At 67.4% G+C, this 22,715-nt stretch carries 18 protein-coding genes; 10 read left to right on the top strand and 8 right to left on the bottom strand.

Going from position 1 to position 22,715, the window contains the following annotated elements:
* Positions 1-113 precede the first annotated feature (113 nt).
* The gene (locus tag ACWPXK_RS28240) at positions 114-989 is read left to right on the top strand and encodes a TIGR03619 family F420-dependent LLM class oxidoreductase (protein ID WP_454199207.1); all 876 of its coding nucleotides are present in this window, start codon (positions 114-116) and stop codon (positions 987-989) included.
* A gap of 4 nt (positions 990-993) precedes the next feature.
* Here the strand turns inward: ACWPXK_RS28240 and ACWPXK_RS28235 are convergent, their stop codons facing one another.
* The 3 genes from ACWPXK_RS28235 to ACWPXK_RS28225 all read right to left on the bottom strand — a co-directional run bounded on the left by ACWPXK_RS28235 (position 994) and on the right by ACWPXK_RS28225 (position 3,418).
* Positions 994-1,842, bottom strand: a complete 849-nt coding sequence (locus ACWPXK_RS28235; RefSeq protein ID WP_454199206.1) for a fructosamine kinase family protein — start codon at positions 1,840-1,842, stop codon at positions 994-996.
* The gene (locus ACWPXK_RS28230) at positions 1,839-2,618 is read right to left on the bottom strand and encodes a helix-turn-helix domain-containing protein (protein WP_454199205.1); all 780 of its coding nucleotides are present in this window, start codon (positions 2,616-2,618) and stop codon (positions 1,839-1,841) included. The genes ACWPXK_RS28235 and ACWPXK_RS28230 overlap by 4 nt, the downstream gene beginning before the upstream one ends.
* A gap of 176 nt (positions 2,619-2,794) precedes the next feature.
* Positions 2,795-3,418 carry a hypothetical protein gene (locus tag ACWPXK_RS28225; RefSeq protein ID WP_454199204.1) on the bottom strand — a complete coding sequence of 208 codons (624 nt, stop codon included), beginning with the start codon at positions 3,416-3,418 and terminating at the stop codon, positions 2,795-2,797.
* Positions 3,419-3,873: 455 nt separating this feature from the next.
* On the opposite strand from ACWPXK_RS28225, the gene ACWPXK_RS28220 reads away from it, so the two are divergent.
* Positions 3,874-4,662 (top strand): ABC transporter permease, encoded by a 789-nt coding sequence (locus tag ACWPXK_RS28220; protein ID WP_454199203.1) that lies wholly within the window; start codon positions 3,874-3,876, stop codon positions 4,660-4,662.
* A gap of 13 nt (positions 4,663-4,675) precedes the next feature.
* On the opposite strand, the gene ACWPXK_RS28215 is transcribed toward ACWPXK_RS28220, so the two are convergent.
* Complete coding sequence (locus tag ACWPXK_RS28215; protein WP_454199202.1) at positions 4,676-5,131, bottom strand: response regulator transcription factor; 456 nt, start codon at positions 5,129-5,131, stop codon at positions 4,676-4,678.
* A gap of 372 nt (positions 5,132-5,503) precedes the next feature.
* Between ACWPXK_RS28215 and ACWPXK_RS28210 the strand changes: the two genes are divergently transcribed.
* The 8 genes from ACWPXK_RS28210 to ACWPXK_RS28175 all read left to right on the top strand — a co-directional run bounded on the left by ACWPXK_RS28210 (position 5,504) and on the right by ACWPXK_RS28175 (position 14,629).
* Positions 5,504-6,460 (top strand): hypothetical protein, encoded by a 957-nt coding sequence (locus ACWPXK_RS28210; RefSeq protein WP_454199201.1) that lies wholly within the window; start codon positions 5,504-5,506, stop codon positions 6,458-6,460.
* Between the two features lie 113 nt (positions 6,461-6,573).
* Complete coding sequence (locus ACWPXK_RS28205) at positions 6,574-7,944, top strand: hypothetical protein (RefSeq protein WP_454199200.1); 1,371 nt, start codon at positions 6,574-6,576, stop codon at positions 7,942-7,944.
* A 3-nt stretch (positions 7,945-7,947) separates the two neighbouring features.
* Positions 7,948-8,865, top strand: a complete 918-nt coding sequence (locus tag ACWPXK_RS28200; RefSeq protein WP_454199199.1) for a hypothetical protein — start codon at positions 7,948-7,950, stop codon at positions 8,863-8,865.
* Positions 8,862-10,052, top strand: coding sequence for a hypothetical protein (locus ACWPXK_RS28195; protein WP_454199198.1), 1,191 nt, complete (start codon positions 8,862-8,864; stop codon positions 10,050-10,052). Before ACWPXK_RS28200 ends, ACWPXK_RS28195 begins: the two co-directional genes overlap by 4 nt.
* A 31-nt stretch (positions 10,053-10,083) precedes the next feature.
* On the top strand, positions 10,084-11,208 hold the full coding sequence (locus ACWPXK_RS28190; RefSeq protein WP_454199197.1) for a hypothetical protein: 1,125 nt from the start codon (positions 10,084-10,086) through the stop codon (positions 11,206-11,208).
* A complete protein-coding gene (locus ACWPXK_RS28185; RefSeq protein WP_454199196.1) occupies positions 11,205-12,077 on the top strand; it encodes a trypsin-like serine peptidase in 873 nt (290 codons plus the stop codon). Before ACWPXK_RS28190 ends, ACWPXK_RS28185 begins: the two co-directional genes overlap by 4 nt.
* Positions 12,074-13,474 carry a M20/M25/M40 family metallo-hydrolase gene (locus tag ACWPXK_RS28180; RefSeq protein WP_454199195.1) on the top strand — a complete coding sequence of 467 codons (1,401 nt, stop codon included), beginning with the start codon at positions 12,074-12,076 and terminating at the stop codon, positions 13,472-13,474. Before ACWPXK_RS28185 ends, ACWPXK_RS28180 begins: the two co-directional genes overlap by 4 nt.
* A gap of 924 nt (positions 13,475-14,398) precedes the next feature.
* Complete coding sequence (locus ACWPXK_RS28175; RefSeq protein WP_454199194.1) at positions 14,399-14,629, top strand: DUF6480 family protein; 231 nt, start codon at positions 14,399-14,401, stop codon at positions 14,627-14,629.
* A 72-nt stretch (positions 14,630-14,701) separates the two neighbouring features.
* Here the strand turns inward: ACWPXK_RS28175 and ACWPXK_RS28170 are convergent, their stop codons facing one another.
* From ACWPXK_RS28170 to ACWPXK_RS28155, 4 genes are all read right to left on the bottom strand, one after another.
* The gene (locus tag ACWPXK_RS28170; RefSeq protein WP_454199193.1) at positions 14,702-15,541 is read right to left on the bottom strand and encodes an SDR family oxidoreductase; all 840 of its coding nucleotides are present in this window, start codon (positions 15,539-15,541) and stop codon (positions 14,702-14,704) included.
* A 44-nt stretch (positions 15,542-15,585) separates the two neighbouring features.
* Positions 15,586-16,146, bottom strand: a complete 561-nt coding sequence (locus ACWPXK_RS28165) for a hemerythrin domain-containing protein (protein ID WP_454199192.1) — start codon at positions 16,144-16,146, stop codon at positions 15,586-15,588.
* 20 nt (positions 16,147-16,166) lie between these two features.
* Positions 16,167-17,948, bottom strand: coding sequence for a thiamine pyrophosphate-requiring protein (locus ACWPXK_RS28160; RefSeq protein ID WP_454199191.1), 1,782 nt, complete (start codon positions 17,946-17,948; stop codon positions 16,167-16,169).
* 114 nt (positions 17,949-18,062) lie between these two features.
* Positions 18,063-22,670, bottom strand: a complete 4,608-nt coding sequence (locus ACWPXK_RS28155) for an HAD-IC family P-type ATPase (RefSeq protein ID WP_454199190.1) — start codon at positions 22,668-22,670, stop codon at positions 18,063-18,065.
* Positions 22,671-22,715 lie beyond the last annotated feature (45 nt).

The following is a 22,715-nucleotide window of genomic DNA, read 5'->3' as shown; positions in this document are numbered from 1 at the left end:
ACCGAGGTGGCCCGGTTCCGTCTGCGGCTGTTCCCCTCTCGTCTCGGCGATGGCTCGGTCCGCGAGCGCCGGGACCCGTGCGGCGCGCTCGACGCGCCAGGAAGGCGACTGACATGCGCTTCACCTATGCCGAGACGATGACGGTTCCGTCGTATTACCTTCCGCTCGCCAAGGCCGCCGAGGAGGCGGGCTACACGTCCATGGCGGTGGCCGACAGCGTGGCGTACCCGAAGGAATCCGATGCGAAGTATCCGTACACGCCGGATGGAAGCCGGGAGTTCTTGGCGGACAAGCCGTTCATCGAGGCGTTCGTGCTGAGCGCGGCGATGGCGGCGGTGACCACCACGCTGCGTTTCACGCCGTTCGTGCTGAAGCTGCCGATCCGGCCGCCGGTGCTGGTGGCCAAACAGGCCGCCTCCGTTGCCGCGCTCAGCGGCAACCGGTTCGGTCTCGGCGTCGGAATCAGTCCGTGGCCGGATGATTTCGAGATCATGGGTGTGCCGTTCGACAAGCGCGGCGCGCGCATGGACGAGTGCATCGACATCGTGCGCGGCCTCTCGGCGGGCGGGTACTTCGAGTACCACGGGCAGTTCTACGACATTCCGCCGATCAAGATCACACCGGTGCCGACCGAACCGGTGCCGATCCTCGTGGGCGGGCACAGCAAGCCCGCACTGCGGCGGGCCGCGCAGCGCGGAGACGGGTGGATGCACGCCGGGGGCGATGGCGCGGAACTGGACCGGCTGCTGGCCGAGCTCGACACCCTGCGCGCCGAGTACGGGACACGCAAGGACTTCGAGGTGCATGTGATCTCGCTGGACGGATTCACCGTCGACGGCGTCAAACGCCTGGAGGACAAAGGGGTCACGGACGTGATCGTCGGATTCCGGCTGCCCTACACCACCGAGCAGGACACCGAGCCGCTGGAGACGAAGATCGTCCATCTGTCCCGTTTCGCGGAGAAGGTCATCGCGCGGGTGAACGGGTGAGGTGTCATGACCCGAGCGCCGCGGTGGCCGCGGCGAGCGTCTGCGCACGATAGCCGGCGCCGAACAACGCGACGTGCACCAGGAGGGGATGCAACTGGTGCAGCGGAGTGCGGGCTTGCCATCCGGCGGCGAGCGGATGGGTCTCGTGATAGGTGGCGCGGATGCGATCCAGGTGCGGGGCGCCGAAGAGGGCCAGCATGGCGAGGTCGGTCTCTCGGTGACCGCCGTGAGCGGCGGGATCGATGAGCATCGCGCGTTCCCGGGTCCACAGGATGTTGCCCGACCACAGGTCGCCGTGGATGCGGGACGGGGGTTCGGCGGGCCCGGCGAGGTCGTCGATACGGTCGATGACCCGCTCCACCACGCGGATTCCGTCGGTGCCGAGGTGCCCGGCCGCGCGCGGCAGGTACGGCGCGAGGCGCTGCTCGGCGTACCACCGCGACCATGGACCGTCCGCCGGGGCGTTGGGCAGCGGGAGGCTCGCGATCCAGCCCGCCCACGCCGCGCCGAAGCGTTCGGGCCGGTCGGCATGCAGTGCGGCCAGTTCGCGGCCGAATCGCTCGGCGGCCGCAGGGGTGGGGCGGGTCTCGTCCAGCCAGGGCAGCACCAGCATCCGGTCATCGGCGGCCAGCACCCGCGGCACCAGCGCGCCGGTGTCCGCCTTGCCCAGCCAGGCCAGTGCCGCCGCTTCGGACGCGAAGACCGGCGTGGGCTGGGCCGAATCCTTGACGAAAACCCGGCGGCCATCGGCCAATTCGGCGCGGTGCAGCGTCCACGCGTGGCTCGCGCCGAGGTCGGTGATCGCGTGGACCGGTGCGCCGAGCAGGGCGCCGAGCCGCTCGGTGCGGGTCATCGGGCGTGCGCGGTGAGGCGTTTCATGGTGTCCTCGTCGGCGGGGAAGAACGACTCGATGGCCAGTTCGGCGACGGTGACGTTCATCGGGGTACCGAACACCGTCGTCACGCTGAGCAGTGACAGCTCGTCGCCCTGGTGCTCGATCCGCAGCGGGACCACCGCCTGATCGGGTTCGGGGAGCGTCAGCTCCACTTCGCCGCCCGGATAGGACCGCAGCTCCTCGAGCAGATCGGCCAAGTCCGTGGAGCCGGTGACCTCGGCCTGTCGCGCCAGACGAGCGAAGATATGGCCGCGCCATTCGGCGAGATTGCGGATTCGGCCGGCCATGCCGTCCGGGTGCAGGCTCAGCCGCAGCGCGTTCACCGGTGGCGTCGCCAGCGCGGGGTCGATGCCCGCGATCAGCACGGCCACCCCGCCGTTGGCGTCGATCATCGTCCAGTTCTGATCGATGGCCAGCGCCGGATACGGCTCGTGACCGGCGAGGATCTGACGCATGGCGCCGCGGACGGCGTCCATGGCGGGCGTGTCGAGAGCCGGTTGAGCGTAGGCGGGGGCGTAGCCCGCGGCGAGCAATAGGCGGTTGCGTTCGCGCAGCGGGATCTCCAGGTGTTCGGATAAGTGCACGATCATCGTCCGGCTCGGCGTGGCGCGTCCGGTCTCGATGAAACTCAGGTGCCGGGCCGAGGTCTCGGCCCGTCCGGCCAGCTCCAGCTGGCTCAGTCGGCGTTCCAGACGCCAATGCCGCAGCAGGTCACCAGCCGTTGGGGTACTCACTCCCCCGATCCTACGAACGCCGACCCGGCCGGGCGATTACCTCTCGGGTTATCGACACCGCTACCGCTGCGCATGCTCCTGGCGGCAGCAGCGTAGTAGTCACCGGTCCATGCGCGAACACCGGAGCACGAAGCATCCGGCCGGGAATCAACGCTCCGGCCGGATGCCGGATGACGTCACGCCATCTCGGGGACGCGCAGGTGCGCAAACGCCAGATCGAACTCCGCTACCTCGAGCACGTTGGCGCCGACCCGCTGGGTCGCCGCCGCCCTGACCCGATTCGTCTGTTCACGGCTGGCGTCCATCGCGTCCCGGCTGGACCAGACGGTCGCGCCCACCGCTCGACCGGTGGATCGGTCGACGAACAGACTGGCGCTGCAGAACCCATCGATCATCTCGGTCTGCGGCAGCACTTCCATCTTGAAGGTGTCGATCAGCCGGTCGAGCCGCTCCGGGTCGAGCTGAACCCACGTGCACCGAGCGCAGGCGCTGTCACCGGCCGGATGGTCGCGGTGCAGGGCCGCGATTTCCCATTCTTCGACCAGATCGACCCGACCGTCGAGCCTGCGGGCCATACCGTCGCGCAGTGGCTGGACCCGGCCGCGGCTGCCGTGCATCGCGGCGTCGGATTCCCACGCCGTCGTGGCGATGCAGCGTCCCGTCGACCGATCGGCCAGCAAGGACAGGCCGACCCACCCGTCGATCTCGGGGAGTTTCGGCATCACTTCATCGCGGAGGTATGCGATCCCGTCGTCGATCGACGACGGCTGGGCCGTAATTGTGCTGGAACGTGCGTACACGGGCCACCTCCTGCCCTGGTCAGGGCGGCGCCCCGGTGGCGCCACCGGACATATTCACCTTCCTCCACCCTGCGCGTGCGCGCAATGCCCGGCTCCTGCGCGCATTCTCCGGCCGCCCGGGGCGGATACCGAAATTCTTTCGAGAATGCGTCCACCATAGAAGGCAGTCCGAATAACTGAAATCAAGCCCGGCGGCTGTCACCGGAGATATTGCACCATGCGCTTATTCAACTCGAGAATTATCGCGGCACGATCACGGGCCGCACCAGCTGTGCGATGACCGACCGGTCGATCATCGCACACCCATGGCGGCCTGCCGGTGCGAAGGGGGTCCGAAGTGGTTGTGGCAGCTGATCGATCGCGGAGAGCAACGTGCGTGCCGCCCACCAGCGCCCTCGGCTATTCACGTGCTCGGCCGAGGTGATCCGCTTCGTCCGTCGTGAGAAAGTGCATGGATGAATACGGCCGTGACGCCCGGCGTGGGATTGGTGGTGTTGTGCACGGTCATGAGCGTGGGGGCGGCGGCGGTGTACCGGATCGCGGGGCTCGGGCCGGTGTCGGTGGCTCCGCGCGCGGCCGTGCGTGGTGCGGCCCAGCTCGCGGCGGTCGCGCTGATCTTGACCGCGGCGCTGGCGCAGCTGTGGTCGTCGGTGCTGGTGCTGGCGGTGATGTTCGGCGCGGCGGCGGCAACCTCGGCGCGGCGCGCCGAGGCGGGCGGCTCGGCGCTGTGGCTGACCGTGGCGCTCGGCGCGGGACTGGGCGTGGTCCTGCCGATCCTGCTGCTCAGCGGCGTCGTCCCGCGCACCGGCGTCGCGCTGGTGCCGATCGGCGGAATCATCCTCGGCGGCACCATGACCGCGACATCCCTCGCGGCGCGCCGCACCTTGGACGCGCTCGACCAGCGCTGGGGTGAAGTCGAAGCCGCGCTCGGTCTCGGCTTCAGCGACCGTGCCGCACGCCTGGAGATCATCCGGCCCACGGCGACCGACGCCTTGCTGCCCGGCGTCGACCAGACCCGCACCGTCGGGCTGGTCACCCTGCCCGGGGCGTTCGTCGGCGTCCTGCTCGCCACCGGCTCCGCCGCGCAGGCCGCCGCGGTCCAGATCATGGTGCTGACCGGCTTACTCCTGGCCCAATCCTGCGCCGTCGCGGTCACCATCGAACTCGTCGCCCGAGGCAGAGTGCACCGTTTCCAGAAACTCTCCACCCGGCAGGGAGGGCGCGCTGCACCAACTCGGGATTGATGCAGCGTGTGGATCAGCACGACTTACGAATCGACGAGGCATCATGAATGACCGGAGATTCGCGGCTTAGCACAGTCAACGGTCCCTCCTCGGCAGATATCTCCGACTCCACGACCCGCGCGACCATCGCTGCCCTCGTCGTCACTCCGAGCTTCGCGAAGATCCGTCGAAGATGCGTTGATACGGTCCACACGCTGATGTCGAGAACGTGCGCAATGTTCTTGTTGGTCAGACCCTTCGCGACCATTCTCGCGATTTCGAGTTCGCGCGGACTGAGGTTTGACCCGGCTGAGTCACCCGGCTCGGGCACGTTGCTGACCAGGGTGCATCGAACGCCACTCAGCTCGACATCGAGAAGCACCGTACGACTGCCGTCCCGGGAGCGCGCGTCTATGGAGCCGTCGGACTGCACGACGGCGATGAGCCGCTCGAGCTGGTCTCGAACAGGTATTGGTAAGAGATTGTCCACGTCCGCTCATTTTCTGAACATGTATGTGGAGCTACGGCGGTGGGCTGACAGGCCTCGACTATCACAGGTGCGGGTTCATCGGCCGAGCTTGCTTCTCTTGTGCCGGTAGGCGTTCAGCACAAACCGCCCCGGTTCGGGTCGAAATACGGCAGAGGTCACAATACACCCCGGGGCGAAATATGTCCGGTATGTACACAAGCGGGCTGGGCTCTCGGACCCGTACGGTTCGGGCCACCCGCGGTTGGTCACCTAGATGAGTGTCACACGATCGTGGAAGCGCAAACCGCCTACTGCGGAATGGTGACTGCCCGAGACGTCCGAACCTCCGTAGAAAGAGTTCATAATCCACGGCGCTCTTCGAAGGAGACACCCATGCAGACACGCGAGAGCGAGCTCGAGGGGGAGCTCGAAGGCGAGCTCGAGGAGGAGTTCGAGCTCGAGGGCGAGTACGAGGAGGAGTTCGAATTCGAAGGCGAATACGAGCAAGAATTCGAATTCGAAGGCGAGTACGAGGGTGAATACGAGCAAGAATTCGAACTCGAGGGCGAGTACGAGGGTGAATACGAGGAGGAGTTCGAGCTCGAAGGCGAATACGAGGGCGAGGAGTTCTTCAGACGACTCCGACGTATCGTACGCAATCCAGTCTTTCGCTCGATCGCGCGCGCCGCTGTTCCGATGATCGCCACCGCCGTCGGCGGTCCAGCGGCCGGGATGGTCGCTCGAACCGTCGCCAGTCGTGTGCTTCGCGAGAGCGAACTGGAGCTGGAGGGCGAGTTCGAACTCGAAGGCGAACAGGAAGGTCGCCCGACCCGAACGCAAGCAGCGGCGGAGGCGATGGCCGCAGCCGCCAGTCGGGCGAGGAGCGAGGCCGAGGCGGAAGCATATATCGGCGCGGCCACGGTGAACGCGCTCTCGGCGCGTGATCAGCGTGCACTGGCGGCGCTGCTACCGCACCTCGTTCACGGCTCGGCTGTCCTGACTCGGATCTTGCGCCGTCGGCGTGCGACTCGGCCGGCAGTGCGTGCGATTCCCAGCATTGTCCGCCGGACCGGGGCTGTCTTGAGGCGCCGTGCGGCGGCCGGCCGACCGGTGACGCCGCGGGTAGCCGGCCGGGTGATGGCGGGACAAACCCGCCGGGTGCTCGGGGATCCGCGGATGGCAGCTCGCAGCCTGCAACAAAACGTGCGACAGGCGCGACAAGTGTCGCGGCCTGCTGGTCCCGTCGGAACGACCGGTCGCGGCTATCCCATGCGCCAGCCGGGCGGGCCTGCGCGACGAATTCCCATGGGGGGCTATGGGGCGAATGCGATGCGACCGGTGGGCCGGTGAGCAGATCAGTGCTCGGGCGGTGAGGAAGGCACATTCCGATGCGAACGTCAGCGGTCACCGATCGGCCTGATAGGCCAGTCGGTGCCGCTGCCAGAGTGCGGGGAGCGCGCGCCATGGGACAAGTGAAGGCTCGGCGGCAGGGTAACGGCTCGGCGCCGGTGAGTTCGGTGCGAGATTCTGGCCGCATCATGGCCGGTCGAGAACCTGCGATCAGCCGAGACGAAGGGGTCCCGCGCGAGCTTCTCACGTGGGTGCGAGTGCAGTCCGACAATGCCGATCGTTACAAGACGGCATTGCGGCCGTTTGTTCGCGAGGAGTTCGGCACCGGTCCTGAGGCGCCTACCGAGGGCCACATCGAGGCGGCGAACGAGTTGCTGGCGGTGCTGCAGGAAGACCTCACCAAACGCGTGCGCGAACTGAGTTCCTCTTGCCGCACTGCCGTCAACGTCCCGATCCCCCGCAATCTGCGGCGGATGGTGATGCACAAGGAGCACACACACCGGGCCGCGCAACGGGTCGAACGGATATGGGATTTCTACTTCGAATTGTTCGGCCAACGCCAATCCCGGTTCGGTATGTGGCTGGTCGGCTGTGATCGAATCGCGCTCGATTGCTACCAGTACGCCTATCTGGGTCTCGGATCCAGCCGCTCGGTCCCTGCGCCGCAAGCGTTTTGTTACATGCGCACAGGATTCTCGCCGGCGACGTTCCGGCGCGGGATTCCTTTACGACGCCTGGGCAGGCGGCTCAATCCGTTTCCGTTGATTCAGCTGCCGTACCACCGGCTGACCAATCCGTGGACGTTGGGCGCGATTCTGCACGAGGTCGCGCACAATCTTCAGAACGATCTCGGCCTCGCCACCGCGATTCCCGTAGAAGTGGGCCGGCGTCTGCTCGAGGCCGGGATTCCGCCCGACGTCGTCGCGGTGTGGGTCCGATGGAATCGCGAGTCGTTCGCGGACATGTGCGGTGTGTTGCTGGGCGGGCCGGCGGTGGTCGCCTCCCTCTTCGACGTTCTGGGTCGTGGGCCGGCCACAGTCACGACGTATTCGAGTACCGGCCCGCACCCCACTCCGTACCTCCGGCCGTTTCTATCCCTCGAATTGCTTCACCGGCTCGGGTTCCACAAGGATGAAAGACAGTTACGGGCGATCTGGACGCGTACCTACCGTTCCGCGCGTGGCGGTGAAATTCCGCGCGCGATGGTCGATACATTCGGTCGAGCACATCGGATCGTCGTCGACGCGATGTGCTTCACCCCGTTCCGGTCTCTCGGTGACAAGACCGTCGCCCAGGTGTTGCGATTCCAGCAGAAGGAGCAGCATATGATCGAGGAAGCCGCGCGCCGGCTCGCGACAGCGACGGATCCGGGCGTCGTTCCGGAACGATTTCTGATCGGCGCTGCCCGATTCGCGATGGATCGCCGACTCGCCTCACCTGATGTTATTACCACCAATTTCTATCGGCATTTGGCACGGAGGTGAGTGATGCCGCTACGAGAGACGACCGCCCACTTGGCGGCGACCGCCGCGGCCTTCGACGAAGCGCTATCCGACGCGGTCGCGATGATGGGCGACCGCCCGGATGAAATGCCGGCGAAGGTGTTCGACGATCTCGCCGAGGTCCTCGACGATGTCGAAGCCACCGCCGCCGTGATCGTCGCCAAGGCGACCGAGGCCGCGGCCGCTGCGGATCGGGAGGACATCGCGGCTTGCCGGCGCGCGGTCGCCGCAGCCGACGAGGCAGTGCTGGCCGGCACCGACATGCTGGTCAACAGGGTGTGGTCCTACGACGTGGGAAACGCGTTCGAAAATGGCACAACCGGGTCGGCGGCCGCCAAAACGTGGATGCGGCTCGCGCGACAGTCCATTACCGACGTGACCGACCCACTACTTGCCCTGAAGCGAGCCGCGATGCTGTGCTTGGTGGATCTTGCCGAGCGGTCGATCGTGTACGCCCCGTCCGCCGTGCGCGCCGAGAGCACAGCGGCATGCACCTCGATCGACCGGATGAACGCGGTTATGGGCATCGACGAACGAGCATCGACAATGTCCGACCTGCTGCGTCGCTGTGGCCAGGAATTCCGTGCGGAGAAGCTCCATGTTGTCGCTTCGGAGGTAGAGCGCCGGGCCGCGGACATCGATGATTTCCGGCGCTTTCTGGGAATCATCCAGCGGACTCCGCTGCGGAACCCGGAATCCACCATCGTCATCGCCGACGGCTTCTGGAGTTGGCTCGCCAGCGGTCTCGAAGGAACCCGCCAGTTCGCGGATCATTGGATGATCGAGCACGAGGTGGATGAAACGACGCGGTGCCAGTTCGACAACAGGCTGTCCACAGTTGTCGAACTGGCAGCTCAGGGCAATGGTGAAACCCGCGATTCGACGTCGGAGGTGGCGAAATGACGCGCGACGGGAAAGGCTACGATTCCAGCGAGTATCTCGCGAACTCACTTACGTTTCCCTTCCTCGTGAAAGATGTAAGTGTGGACGGGGCGCGGCACGGATCGGCTTCGTCGGGCGCAGCAACTATTCAGCGGACGATCGATGCAGCGATGCGCAAAACGCTGGGGCGTCTACCGCAGAACATCGACAGCAAGGCGTTCGTCGCTGCTCTGAACGAGTCGTTCGAGGTACAGCAACTGGAAGGCCGCACCGACGTGACCTGGCGCGCCAGGTCGTATGCCGGACAGACCGAACTCGGCGGCGGTGTGACCGGGTCCCAGGCAAGCTTGTACGCGCGCGCCAGGGTTGCGCTGGCGCAAACGCTGCCTCTTTTGGAAAACCTGCAACCATTGTCAACAAAGGCGGACCCGGAGGAAATGGAGGCCGCGCGGATAATCGTTAAAACGCAGTTCATTTCATTGGTGGACGAGTTGGGTGTCGTGGGCGGCCCACGGCCCGCCAAGGTGGACCTCATGTTCAAGATCCTCCTCGAAGAGAAAGTTGACGAGGATCAGCCGGAAAAAGGGATGATCGGCTATCTCGGATTCGTCGCCGGCATGGAGCGGAAGAACGTCATCACTACCGAGGAAGATTCCATCCTCTCGAGCTTTGTGCTGGCCTGCGACTACCTCAAGTCCATGCGAACGGCATGGACGGAATTCAAAGCCGAGCGCGGTCACGACTTCGGGACACGGCTCGTCCTATTGTCCAACACGCTGCAGGTCGTGGCCGAGTCCGTCGACGAGATCGAGGCAAGCTTGGATTTGGTTTTCGTCGGGACCGCCGAACGCACTGTTATCCAATTCACGATCGAGGGCGATCGGACAATGCTCGTCTCCGAATTGCTCTCATGGATCAGATCGTTCGCGGCCGAAGAGGCGCCGCAGCTCGTCCAGGACGGAGGGCGGCGCGGAGCCGGTGCGATCGTCGACACGGCGAACGAGCTTGCCAACCTGGTGGGCAAGCTGGTCGAAATGCTCGAGGCCGGGCCCACCCTCGGACACACCTCAGAGCTGCCAGCGGGTATGCACGATGAGCGGGTGATCCGGCCGTTCGCCGAGGCGCAGGGCTATCTGAAGAGAGCAGCGAACCTCGCGGAAAAAGTCGCGGCGGAGGACGTGTCAGAGCACTCAGCAGGATCCGTATAACGCCTAGTCGGCTGCGGAACGAGGAGGACCAGTGCCAAAACAGCAGGAATCCCAGGAATTCCACGACCGCATGGCGGCCCTGCGTCGTGAGCTGACCGCACGGCTCGGCACCGAGCTGATCAGCAACCCGCAGCTCGCCGAGGCGTTGACCAAGCAGATCGATGGACTCTTCGACGGTGTCGTCGAGGCCGACCGCGCCGCCGCGCCGCCGCCGGACAAAGGGCTTGCCGAACTCGTCGGTATCGGGCCGCAGGCTGCGGTTCGACTGGGCGACACGCGGATCCCCCATGGCGTCGCGCCGTATGACGAGGCGGTGGCGTCGGAGCGTCTTATCGCCGTCGGCGACCTGTACTACATCTTCCAGCACGAGCGGATCGGAGTCTTTCGGGTCGTCCGGAAGCTGCAGGAACTATTCAAGGCCGGCACCGTGCGATTGTCCGGCGGGCCGGGTGCGTACGGCTTGTACCAGTTCGATCGGCGGGAAGTGTTGCGGTACACCCATCGGGACCGGTTGTCGGCCTACCGGCGTGTGCTCGGCTACGGCACCGCGCCGGTGCCGAGAGGTTCGCGGGTGAATGCCGAATTCCATCCGCAGTTCAGCCATTTCACCAATCAGGTCGCGCTGTTCTGGCGCGACAAGCGGGTCAGCGAAGTTATCCGGGAGCGTGCTCAGGATCCGAGCTATGGCAGTGTCGCCATCGTCCGGCGAGCCGGCCTCGATCTGCGGAACAATCTCAAGTTCAGCTCGTACGGCCATCTCAACGTGCTGCGGGTCGAGGTTATGCAGCTGCTCGACGAGGCCTTCCGGATTCTCGACGCGGACGACATCAAGCGTCTGTTCGGCGCCGAGAACGCGTGGGATGTGGTGGAAGAGGTGCTCATGCGGTACTTCGACGAACGAGTCGTCACGTCGCCGCGTCAGCGTATGGCGGTCGCCGGACGGGAAGTCCTTCGCTGGCTTGCGCAGCCGCACATCCTCAACCGTGGCCGCGCCGAGTTCGAGACACTGCTGCTGGAGATCGCGGAGTACGCCGAGGAATGGCTCACCAGCGCACAGTCGATAGGAGTTGCCGAACGCCGCCCGAGCGGACGAGTCCTACCGTTCGAAGGGCGCGCGCGGCTGCGGATGGCCGCGTCCAACGGGAGCGCCCTGTGACCACGGCATCCGGACGGAAATCCGCACACTGCACCTGCGAATGTGATGAGCGCCGATCATCCTCGGAGCCCGAACTCGAGAACGAGTACCTTGTCCACCGCACGGACGACCGCGTCCTGACGAGGACGACCACTGACGCCCCGTTCCGGTACATCTGCAATTTGGAGGAAAATAGCTGGTCAATAGGTTCGGGCACGCTGGTGGGGCCGCGCACGGTACTCACAGCCGGACACTGCGTTATCGACAAAAACACCGGCCGCCAGAGGAACCCGGCGGAGTTCAGGGTAATCCCGGGGCGCAACGGATCGCACGAGCCGCTGCCGGCGACCCGGGCAGTTCGCTTCGTGATCTACCCCGGATTCGTATCGAAGTCGCCAACCGACATCGCGCTGATTCACCTTGCCGACCCGATCGGAAATACGGTTGGCTTCTGGACACGTACGTACAAGCGTCGTCGGTTCGACCCGATCGGAACATCGATGTCCGCGCAACTGCCGATGCGCACGGGAGTTCTGTCCGTCAACGTTTCCGGATACCCATTGGATCTCCCTGCCGCGGCAGGCTTCCGTTGCCGGGCCGGCGGACCGTGCCTCTTCTCGTCGTTGGAACCGCCGCGGAACCGATTTGTCTGCGGCACATCACAATACAGAGCATTCGATCGCACGGTCGAGTGGGCGACGAAAGGAATGCTTGCCTACCGCACCGATACCTGCACAGGTCACAGCGGCAGTCCAGTGTGGGTTCGACGCCACCCGACGATGGGTGGCCGCGTGCTCGTCGGCGTCCATGTCCGCGGAGACACCACCGCCAATTCCGCAGTGCGCCTCACCGATGGCCATTTGCGGTGGATCGGGGCCAACACGCGATGAGACCCGCCGTCGGCGCTGCGCGCCGATCCGGCTCGGCTTCGGCTTCATTCGCGCACCTGCATCCACTTGTCGGCGACCTGGATGCATGCTGCCGGTTCCCGTCGATCAGTTCGGACCCGCGTCACAGCAGTGACGTCGAGGCATGCGCGAAGTGGTTGGCGCGCCGCTACGCTGTTGCTCCCTTCACCGATGTCGCGGTGGAGCCGACCGGTGGGCACCCGCTGGTCGTAGCCAGAACGCGCCCTCGGCGTGGCTACCGGAAAGTGTTGCTCTACGGGCACTACGACGTGCAGCCCGCGACACCGCTGGCCGCGTGGCGCTCACCGCCGTTCGAGCCCGAGATACAAGGCGGGAATCTCTACGCGCGTGGCGCATCGGATGACAAGGGCCAGTTGCTCGTCCATTTGCACGCACTCGAGGCGCTCTACCAGTCGCGTGACGCCAGCGGTTTGCCGGTCGATGTCATCGTCTTGCTGGACGGGGAAGAGGAGGTCGGCAGCCCGCATCTTCGGAGGTGGTTGGCCCGCAATCGCGATTCCATCGGCTGCGATGTCGTATTGGTGTCGGACACGCGGATCCCCAGCCCTCACCAACCCGCACTCACGACCCGGCTCCGCGGTTCCCTGTCGGCGGAACTCGTCGTTGCCGGACCACCAGCAGATCTACACTCCGGCGCGTTCGGCGGCACGATTCACAATCCGGTTCACGCGCTGTCCGACCTGATCAGCTCGATGCACGACAAGCAGGGACGCATACGCATCAGTGGGTTCTACGACGATGTGACCGAACTGGGTCCGCGCGATCGCATCAGGATGCGTCGTGAGGGTCCCAGTGACGACCCACTGCGGAGAGCGACTGGAGTCGCGCGGCTCTGGGGCGAGCCCGCCTATAGCGCTTACGAGCGGACAACGATCAGACCGGCGCTCAACGTCACCGGTATCAGCGGCGGATACGAGGGTCCCGGACTACGCAACGCGATACCGGCCTTCGCGCGTGCCAGACTCAATGTCCGGCTCGTGCCGGACCAAGATCCGCATCACCTCGCGTGGCTTCTCCGTAGTCATATTGATCGTTTCACACCTGCCACGGTGTCGTCCCGACTCACCGTCACAGCGACCGCGCGGCCCGCAGTGGTACCAGCTGAGCACGATGCGGTGGTGCTCGCGGCCGAAGCGCTGACGAGGACGTTCGGCCGGCGCCCGGTCTCGCTGTTCTCGGGTGGGACAATTCCCGCGGTCTCGATGCTGCAGGAAGAACTCGGTGCCACTCCGATACTCATGGGATTCGCATTGCCCGACGACAATATGCACGCACCGAACGAGAAAGTACACATTCCGACCCTCGTTCGGGGAGTCGATGCCGTCGCGTCGTTTCTTGCCGGCTACGCCGCGCTCTGATCCCGCCGGGTCAGCGGCAGATGCGTCTCCGACCCGGCGGAGTGTGCAGCAGAGTGATGCCGCCTATACCCTCCCGAGTGAACAGATCACTCAGACCGGCTCGCGCTTCAGCGCTGGAGACGTGCCATTTCAGAACCAGTCCAGCCGCTCGCGCCAGAACATGCTGCTCCCGTGCCTGGCCGAGCAAGCGACGGATGTAGGGGACCGCGGTCGATCGCTCCATCCGGCTCGGCTCACCCCTATAGGCAGCCAGTGCGTGGATGAACAGCCCGTTGGCCGGATAGAACTTCGCCTCGAGGAGGCTCCCGTGACAGTAGCCATCAAAGTCTGCGTACGAACTACCGCAGCTGAGGTGATAGTCGAGCGCAGCTGAACAGCCCGTGATCTGCTCTTGGTAGCGCCTGGCGTCCGCGGGCATGTTCCTGCCGAGGTGAAAATTGGGAATCCACTCCCCCGTACAGCGATTGTGCGCCTGTCTTCCGGCGCACCGTGCCGGCCTCGCTGTGACGAGACCCGCCGGCCGGACAACCGGTGGACGGCGCGGTGCAGAGCGGCGTGTCGCTCCACTTCTCGCACTCCGTGAACTCGTCATTCGGCATCGCCTCCCATCGTCACCGCAAATCGTTGCGCACCCGAGGACACAGGTGTAGTCGCATATCTGTTGGGTGATGGTCGGCGACCTACTCGGTTGTGCATCGCCCAGGACGTTCCCAGGGAATATTCCGCATGTCGATTGGGTGCCGGAGTACCGGGTAGGTCCCAGACATGGAATTGTTGGTGATCATAGGACTCGCGGTGCTGGTCGGCGCGGTGATTCTGTCTCGCAAGAGGTCCGGCAAGCGACCTGATGCACCCGAAGTGCCCGGAAACGATGGTGAATAGGGAGCAAGCCATGAGCGAGCGCAGTGGCAGCGAGGCGCGGGCATGAGCGCGATGGATCCCGATCCCGGGAGGACGCCGGATCTGGAACCCGGCGGCGGCGTACCGCCCGGCTCGACACCACCGGAGACTCCGCAGACGTCCGGTCTGTCCGCGCCGGAGCCTACGACCAGGCATCACTTTCCCATCACCGGGGTCGCGGCGATGGTCATCACGGTTGTGGTCGTCTTGGTTTTCCTGGCGACGGCGGTCGCGATCGTCGTGTCGATGCTGTGATTCGCGGCGCCTCGGGTGGCGGCGAGAGATGGTCGGCCGCGCACTGGAACGACCGACCGCGTCTCTTCGTGTTCAGAGGATGGGCCTGCCGCCGGTGACGGCGACGCGGGCGCCGGAAATGTAACTGCCGTCATCGGAGGCCAGCAGCACGTACGTCGCGGCGAGTTCGGCCGGTTGACCGGCGCGGCCCAGCGGTGTGTCGTCACCGAAGTGGGTGACTTTCTCGATCGGCATGGTCGAGGGAATCAGCGGCGTCCAAATCGGTCCCGGCGCGACACTGTTGACCCGGATACCGCGCTCACCCAGCAACTGGGCGAGGCTGGCGGAGAAGTTCGCGATGGCCGCCTTGGTCGCCGCGTAGGGCGCCAAAGTCGGCGAGGGCATATCGGAGTTGACCGATGAGCTTCCGATGATCGAAGACCCCGGCGGCATGTGCGGCAGGGCCGCTTTCACCAGATAGAAATAGGCGTTGATATTCAGTTTGACGGTGTGCTCGAATTCTTCGTCGCTGATCTCCTCGAGATTGTCGTGCGTCATCTGAAAAGCCGCATTGCTCACCAACACGTCGATTTTGCCGAATTCGCGGACCGCCCGTTCGATGACGGCGCGGCAGTGGTCGGCGTCGGCGAGGTCGCCGGGCATGAGCACGGCCTTGCGCCCGGCCCGCGTGACGAGGTCGGCGACCTCTTTCGCGTCCTCGTCCTCGTTCAGGTAGGAGATCAGCACGTCCGCGCCTTCGCGCGCGTAGGCGATCGCCACCGCCCGGCCGATCCCGCTGTCGGCGCCGGTGATCACGGCGGCTTTGCCGGTCAATTTGCCGGACCCGCGGTAGCTGTCCTCACCGCAGTCCGGAACCGGATTCATTCGGGCCTGCGTACCTGGCACTTCTTGCTGCTGCTCGGGAAACCCCATGGTCGATCTCCTCTTCTGCGATTCTCGGCTTGCGCGGCGTGCGGTTACAGGTCTTGCGTGCTCCGCCAGTCCCGCACCGCGTCACGGGCCCGGTCGAACAGCGCCAATGGCGGTCCCGCTATCAGATTGGCGATCGCGGACTCCCCCGCGTTCGGGTGCGGGCGGGTGGGCGCGACGGCCTCGGCGGCTCGCACCGACCCGGCCATGCGCCGCAGCTGCGTGGACGAGTACTGGGCGCGCAGCAGGGTGAACTCCTCGGCCTCCTCGTGCGCGGCGTGCTCGACTACCGCGTCGGCGAACGCGGCCAGCTTGGCATCGAACTCCGGATGATCCACGCCGAGGTCGTAGAGTTCCGACAGCGCCCGTTTGGCCTCGTTCTCCTCCGCCAGCCGGGGTTTCACCACCTCGTCGTCGGCGCCGAAACGAGCACGACCGGCAACCGGGTGCACGACCTCCTCCTCGGCGCTTTCATGCACCGCCAGCAGCCGCACCAGGTCGGTGAACAGGTCTTGTTTCGCGTCGTGGCCCGCTTGCAACTGCTCGAGCAGCGAGGTGATCTCCTCGTGCTGGGCGGTGAGCAGGTCGACGACATCCTGATCGGGCATTACTGCACTCGTTTCTGTCGTTACGGAATGAACTCCTGGGCTTTGGTTTTCGCGCCTTGGGCCAGCATGTGCCAGGCGCCGGGATCGCCGCGCAGCACGGCTTCGGCGGTGTCCTTCATCTCGTCCCAGGTGGCGTGCGGCGGGATGGGCGGCACCTCGGGGTCGCAGTGGACGTCGAGCAGCACCGGGCTGTCGGCGTGCAGGGCGCAGTCCCACGCCGAGGCGAGGTCGTCGGGTGACCGCACGGTGAGTCCGGTCAGGCCCGTGCTGCGGGCGATGTCGGCGTAGGAGACGTCGGGCAGTGTCTGCGATTCCTCGAATTTCGGTGCGCCGCCCATGGCGCGCAACTCCCAGGTGACCTGGTTGAGGTCGTTGTTGTGGAAGACGCAGACGACCAGTCGCGGATCCGCCCAGCGCCGGTGGTAGCGGGCGATGGTGAGCAGTTCGGCCAGGCCGTTCATCTGCATCGCGCCGTCGCCCACCAACGCGATCACCGGGCGGTCGGGGTGGGCGAACTTCGCGCCGATGGCGTAGGGGACGCCGGGGCCCATGGTGGCCAGCGTGCCCGACAGCGAGCCGCGCATCTGTCCGCGGAAGCGCAGGCAGCGGGCATACCAGTTGGTGGAGGACCCGGAATCCGCCGTCACGATGGCGTTGTCGGGGATACGTTCGGACAGCTCCCAGACCACCCGCATCGGATTGACCGGCTTCGCCGCCAGCATGGATTGCCGTTCGACGGTCTGCCACCAGCGGGCCACGTTCTTCTCGATCGTCTCCCGCCACGTCCGGTCGTCTTTGCGTTTGACCAGTGGAAGCAGTTCGGCCAGAGTGGATTTGGCGTCTCCGACGAGATTCACCTCGGTCGGATAGCGCATCCCGATCATGGTGCCGTCGATATCGATCTGTATCGCGCGCGCCTGACCGAGTTCGGGCAGGAACTGGGAGTAAGGGAAGTTCGATCCGACGATCAGCAGCGTGTCGCAGTCGCGCATCAACTCGTAACTGGGCCTGCTGCCGAGCAGTCCGATCGACCCGGTGACGAAGGGCAGGTCGTCGGACAGGACGTCCTTGCCCAGCAGCGCTTTCGCCACGCCCGCGCCGGTGCGCTCGGCGATCTCGACGACCTCCGCCGCGGCCGAGCGGGCGCCCTGGCCGATCAGGATCGCCACCCGCGATCCGGCGTCGAGCACGTCGGCGGCGCGTTGGATGTCCTGGTGCGCGGGAACGACGGCCGTCGTGGGCAGTCCCGGCGGACTGGAGGGCACCTGTTTGAACGCGTGCTGCGGCGGGTGGTACTGCTCCTCCTGCAGATCGGACGGGATGATCACCGCGGTCGGGGCGCGGCGCGCGGACGCGATGCGGAACGCGCGGTCCAGCGCGTTGGGTAACTGGCTCGCCACGTTCACCTCGACCAGGTAATCGGAGGCGACGTCCTTGAACAGGCTCTGCAGATCGACCTCCTGCTGGTAGCTGCCGCCCATCGCGCTGCGCGCGGTCTGCCCGACGATCGCGACCACCGGCACGTGGTCGAGTTTCGCGTCGTACAAACCGTTGAGCAGATGGATCGCCCCCGGCCCGGATGTCGCGGTACACACGCCCACCTTGCCGCTGAACTTGGCGTAGCCGGTCGCTTGGAAGGCCGCCATCTCCTCGTGGCGGGCTTGGATGAACGCCGGGTCGTCATCCGCGCGGCCGAATGCGGCGATCAGGCCGTTGATCCCGTCGCCGGGATAGCCGAAGACCTGCTGCACGCCCCATTCCCGGAGACGCCGCACGACGTAGTCACCGACCTGTTGAGCCATGGGTTCCTCCTCGGTGTGCCGGTGGCGGGGTTCCGTCGCCAGCCGGATACCCGGGCGGTCACCGGCCAATCAGCGGGCGTTCCCGGCGCTGGACACGACGCCGAAGGCACCGGCCTACTCGGTCAACGGTTCGGGGAGCAGCCGGGGCAGGATCGCGGCAGCGGCGGTGGCCGTCGCCGCGCAGGTCGTCGCCAGCCCCCATCCGACCGGGCCCAGCGGACGGCACCCGAAGTAGGTGCACAACCCCGGTGTCATCACCACGGCGCCGAGCACCGCTCCGCTCGCCGCGGTGGTCACCCAGACCAGCGGGCTGCGGTAGCCGGATACCAGCGTCTGCCCGAGCTGGGTGCCGATGAGTGCGACCAAGCCGATAGTGGCGGCGCGGCGTTGCGTGCCGGTCATGCGGCCCAGGGTCCAAGCGACGGACGCGCTGGTGGCCGTCGTGACGCCGCGGACGGCGAGGGTGCGCAGCAGATCCGGGCCCAGATGCGCGACCGGGAGCTCGGCGAGCTGTTCACCCGCCCGCTGCGCCCGAGCCTCCGGATCATCCGCGTCCTCTGGATCGGCGGTGTCTCGATCACGCGACAGCGCCAGCGCCATGGCCGGGAACATATCGGTCAGCATGTTCACCAGCAGGAATTGCCGGGTGCGCAGCGGGGCGTGGCCACTGACAGCGGTGCCGTACAGCGTGAAGGCCACTTCGCCCGCGTTGCCGCCGACCAGCACGCCGACCGCGTCGGTGACGCGCTGCCACATACCGCGCCCCTCGATGAGGGCGTGCAGCAACGCCAGCGGGTCGGGATGGGTGAGCACCATGTCGGCAGCGTTGCGTGCGGCCGTGGAACCCTGTGCCGCCAAGCCGATTCCGACGTCGGCGGTGCGGATCGCGGCGGCGTCGTTGCTGCCGTCGCCGGTCATGCCGACGACGTGGCCCGCCCGGCGCAGCGCGGCGATGATGCGCACCTTCTGTTCCGGGGCGACCCGGGCGAAGACGGTCCCGCGTTCGATCAGCTCGGCCTGCGCGGTGTCGGCCAGGCCGTCCAGGTCGGCGCCGGTGACCACCTCGCCCGGATCGATGCCCAGCTGCCGGGCCACCGCCGCCGCGGTCACCGGGTGGTCGCCGGTGATCATGCGGACGCTGATGTCGTTGCGCCGCAGCGCGGTGACGAGCGGAAGGGTCTGCGGGCGTGGGGTGTCGGCCAGGCCCAGGAAACCGAGCAGGGTGAGTCGTTCGACCGCGGCCTCGACGTCGTCGGGTTCGGTGCGCAGGTCGCGGCGTGCCACGACCAGCACCCGCAGGCCCTGCTGGGCGAGATCCCGCACGGCCTGTTCGGCGCGCTCGCGGAAGCGGTCGTCCAAGGGGCTGTCTGTGCCGCCCAGCCGCACACTGGTGCATCGGGGCAGGACCACCTCGGGCGCGCCCTTCACGATCAGTCGCAGTTTGCGGGTGGTGTGGCCGAGCGCGGCGGCGTAACCACGGTTGGACTCGAACGGAATCTCCTCGATCGGATCCCAGCGGCGGGCGGCGTCGCCGAGCACCTCGTCGGCGGCCTCGACCACCGCGCGGTCGGTGGCATGCACGATCGGGCCTTCGGCGGGATCGGGGCAGGCGCGGGCCGCCGCACGCAGCAACCTGTGTGCGTCATCGGAGTCCGCGTCCGGCGGCCACTGCTCGTCGAGGCCGGCGAGGGTGGTCAGGCGCAGGCGGCCTTCGGTGAGGGTGCCGGTCTTGTCGAAGCACAGCGTGTCCACCCGGCCCAGCGCCTCGACGGTCCGGCTGGCGCGGACCAGCACGCCGTGCCGCGAAAGCCTGCGGGCGGCCGCGAGCTGGGCCACCGTGGCCACCAGCGGCAGTCCCTCGGGCACCGCGGCGACCGCGACGGCCACGCCGTCGGCGATCGCGGTCCGTAGCGACCTGCCGCGCAGCATCCCCAACCCGGTGACGATGCCGCCGCCGGTCAGGGTCAGCGGGAGCGCGCGATCGGTCAACCGGCGCAATTGCGCTTGCACGCCGCCTTTTTCGGGTGGGACGGCACCGGCGGCGGCGCGTCCGGCCTGGGTGTCGTCGCCGACCGCGACGACCACCGCGCGACCCGTTCCGTTCACCACGGTGCTGCCTTCGAAGACCATGCAGGCGCGATCCCCCACCGCCGCGCCGGGGGTTGCGGCGACCTGCTTTTCGACGGTCACCGACTCGCCGGTGAGTCCGGATTCGTCCATCTCCAGGTCGTCGGCGTGTAGCAGCCGTGCGTCGGCGGGGACCACGTCCCCCGCCCGCAGCACGATCACGTCGCCGAGGGTGAGCAGGTTCGCGGGCAGGTGGCGTTCGTGCGGCTCGTCGGCGTCCAGTTCGGCGCGATCGATCACGCGACCGGTGAGCTGCTCGCTCTCGAACAGCTGGTGCAGCGCACCCTCCGCGCGCTGGCGCTGCCACGCCGAGACGAGGGCGTTGACCGCGAGCACCGACGACAGGAGCACCGCGTCCGACGGCGCGCCGAGTACGGCGGTGGCGACCGCGCCGACCCCGAGAATCGGGGTGAGCGGATCGGCCAGCTCGCGGCGCAGCTGCCGCGCGAACGACGCCGCCGACGTGACGGCGGTCATGCCCGGAATGCGGTCCGCTCGGCTCGGCTCGGTCCGCTCCTGGACCGGAACGGGCTCCGGCAACCGGCTCAGCACCTCCCCGGGTTCGAGCGCGTGCCAGGGCAAGAGCGGGGCGAGCGCGGCGGGTGGCTCGCTGCGCGCCGCGCGCCACCCGCTGTAGGCGCCGGTGAAGAATCCCGTGTAGTGCGCGGCGGCCATCGGCGAAGCGGTACCGCGCGCGTCGGGGGCGACGGCGAGCAGCAGGCCACCCAGGGCGGCCGCCGACAGAGCCAGCGAGCGGCCGCGTTCGCTCACCTGACGAGCCGGAGCGACGGTGGCCAATATCCGGTGCACCTGCGCGAGATCGCGGCAGACCACGTCCGCGGTCCACGGCAGTTGCAGCACACCGTCTTCCCGCCCGGCCAGCCCGATCGCCACGTCGGCCGTCGCCAGCGCCTTGTGCGCGCGCGAACTCAGCACGGCGACCACGTGCCCGTCCTGCTGCAGATCACGCACCAGGTTGCTCAGTGAGCGGGCCGGTGCCAGGAAGTCGTCGGACATCGACCGCAACTCGGCGGCGTCGGCGTCGGCGACGAGGATCACGCGCAGCCCGGCGCTGCGCGCTCGGCCGAGTACCGCGTGCGCGCGGCGATCGAGTTCGCGTCCGATCAGGACCCGGCCCACCGTCCTGCCGTTGTCCTGCAGTTCCCGCCACACCGGGCGGCGCGCCACGCCGCGATCCGGCTTGCCCGTTCCGGCGTGCACCAACCGTTGGTTCCCCTTGCCTGACGACCGATGCTTCGTGTCCGCCGACGGCGCGGCGCCGACCGAGCCTTCCTCGGTGTCCTCGGCCCAGAGCAGACGCTGACTCGCGCTCCAGACCTCGGCGATCGACCATCGCTCGTCGGTGGTCTCGGCGTCGAGCACCATGCGGCGCGAGGTCAGCAACGCCTCCCCGTCCACGACCAGCGCCGATAACCGGTCCAGCCGCCGCCACGCGCCAGGGTGCAGGGTGAGCGCGCCCGCCCGGCCGAGAAGCGTCGAAACCATCGCGCCGTATGCCTCGCGGCTGGCCCGCGCCGCCTTGGGCGCACCGAGTTCCAACGCGTCGGCCGCGCCGAGCAGGCCCCGCCCGCCCAGGGCGGCGCTGACCGCACCCGCGAGCGCGCCCGCGGCGGTTTCGTCGGCGACTCGTTCGACCGGTCCCTGCGGCATCTCGACGACCCGGGAGGACGGCGACAGCGGTTCGCACACCTCGGCGGGGCGCCGGTCGACCTCGGGCTCCCAACGCTGCCACTGCGCATACCTGGTCAGCGCCTCGGTCAGGGTGAAGCCGCGGTACACGGCGTCCACTACGAGGTTCGCGATGCCCTCAGCGGCGCGGCTGCCCAGCGCGTTGCCGACGGCGTTGGCCGCGACGAGCACCATATCCGTGCGCGGGCGGCCGAGACGATCCTCCAACAGTCCGCGCACCCGGGGCTGGGTGTCAACGAGCACGGCCGCCGCGCGCAACAGCCGCGCCGGTCCGCGCAGCGGCAGCACCGCACCCGCCGCCGACAGTCCGATCGCGCACACGTCGCCCGCGAACTGGATTCCGGCCGCCAGCAAGGGTTCTCGATCGTCGGGGTATTCACAGTCGCGGCGCCAGTCGATGTCCTCGACCGCGGTGGCGGCCTCGACCGACTCGATGGCCGCGACCAGGGCGGGCAGGTCGGCCGCGCCGTGGGCGAGGGCGGCGACCACGCGGCCGGTCACCGCGTTCACCCGCCACCAGCGCACGTCGCGGCTGCGATCGAGGGTGCGCCGCAGCGCCTGCGTGACGGCCTCGCTCTGGCCGGAGTCCAGGCCGCGAACCTCCACCGTGGCGCGGTCGTCGTGCACCGCCACCCTGCGCCGGGACCGGAGCACGTGCGGGTCGACCAAGGCCGCGAACTCGTCGCGCAGTTCCTCCTCGCGTCCCAGGTTCAGTAGCGACGCGCCCGCCCGCGCGCCCGCGGCGACGGCCTGCACGGGTGCCTGCGCCGCCTTGACGCCCAGATCGACAGCGAACTCCACGCCCGCGCGTGCCGCCTCCGCCGCCACGGCGGTCGGCGCCTCGAACCACCACGACGACACGACTCCGCGTAGTGAAACAGTCATACTCGGCAGCTACCCAAGGGCGGAACCGACAAACGGTCTCGAACG

It is taken from the genome of Nocardia sp. Marseille-Q1738 (assembly GCF_965283145.1).
The sequence above is the reverse complement of the archived record's forward strand: the minus strand, read 5'-3'. Positions and strand labels throughout refer to the sequence as shown.